Annotated in this window: 1 pseudogene; it reads right to left on the reverse strand. The window is 43.5% G+C overall.

The window, feature by feature from the left end:
• A pseudogene (locus tag HMPREF2795_RS09750) lies at positions 1-1,725 on the reverse strand (CshA family fibrillar surface protein C); the annotation flags it as partial.

Genomic DNA, 1,725 nt, shown 5'->3' on the forward strand with positions numbered 1-1,725 from the left:
GAACATCTTCATTGATAGCTACTGTTTTCTCAACACCATCAACGGTTACTGTTCCACCCTTGAATTCAGGTTTACCGGTTTGGGTTGCACCTTGAATATCTGTCGATGTTGCATCTTCTGCAGTTGGAACAACTGGTGTAATCTTAGGTGTGTAGGTTGTTTCAGCTGGAGTGCCGTTGGCATCCTTGGCTTGAACCTTAACCGGAACGACATCACCTGAGTAAGACTTATCAGTCGGTGTGAAAGTCACTTGGCCAGTGGCTGGATTAATTGTGAAAGTACCGATTTCAGTTGTACCGTCAGCCGCATAAGCTGGCGTAGTTGCCACTTCATTACCATCTTTGTCCAAAAGTGTGTAGCTATTATCTTTAATGGTAATGGCTTTATCTTCACCGTTCACTTGAACAGTTGTTCCTGTAAAGGTTGGTCTACCCGTTTGAGTGGCACCTTGGATGTCTTTTGAAGTTGCAGGACTTGCCGTTGGAACAGCTGCTACAACAGTTGGAGTGTAAGTTGCATCGGAAGTAATAGTTGAAATCTTACCGTTCGCAGTTGTAATAGTCGCAGTTGCTTGAACTGTTACACCTGTTGCAGTTCCAACAAAGTCTTTTTCAGGTGCGAAGGTAACCGCTCCTGTAGTAGGATCAATTGTATAGCTACCTTCGCCCGCTACCGTTACACTTGTTTCATCAGTTGGTTGGCCAGTAGCTGGATCTACTAATTTCTTGCTAGTTATCTTCGTAGCCTTGTCATTGCTTAACTCAAATGTAGGTGTTTGAGTTTGAGGAACGTTTTGAACATCCTCAGAAACCTTATTAGTAGGTGCAATTGTAACTGGCGTTACCGATGGTGTGTAGGTCGCTGAAGCTTTAGTACCATTCATGTCTTCACGAACGACTGTAACTGCTGGTGCTGTGCCTGTAAAGCTTGGTTCTGGAACAAATGTCACCATTCCGTCTGCTGCTACTGTGTAGGTACCGACACCATCAACTGTCTTAGTTGCTGAGCCATCGTCAAATGTTGCGGCAACATCATCATTCATCGGCACACGGCTATTACCTGCAGTAAATTTAGGTTTACCTGTTTGCGTTGCACCTTGAACATCTGTTGATTCAGCTGGTGATGCAGTTGGGGTAACTGGAGTCACCGTTGGAATGTACTTAGCTGTGATTTCAGTACCGTTTTTATCAAGACGTTTAACCGTTACGCCTGAAGCAGTTCCAGTGAATGATTTTTCTGGAACGAATGTAACTGTTCCATCTGGAGCTACAGTATATGTTCCTTCGCCTGGAATAGTCTTCGTTGTTGATCCATCTTCAAAGGTTGCAGGTGTTTCATCATCCATTGGCACATTTGGATCACCTTCTGTGAAGGTTGGTTTTCCAGATTGTGTTTGACCTTGAATATCTGTCGATGTCGCATCTTCAGAAGTTGGAACAACTGGAGTAATCTTCGGTGTATAAGTTGTTTCAACTGTAGTTCCATTTGCATCAGCTGCTTGAACCTTAACTGGAACAACATCACCTGAATAAGATTTATCTGTTGGTGTGAAAGTAACTACACCTGTATCTTTATCAACTGTGTAAGTACCAATCACATCACCTGCTGGTGATTTCGCCTCTACTGAGGCTGCTGGTTGACCAGATTCATCAAGGAGAGTAATTGAATCCTTGTTAATTGGTACTACTTCATCACCTTCTGTGAAGGTTACGGTTCCAGTTTGAA

It is taken from the genome of Streptococcus sp. HMSC056C01, assembly GCF_001811305.1.
Classification (GTDB): domain Bacteria; phylum Bacillota; class Bacilli; order Lactobacillales; family Streptococcaceae; genus Streptococcus.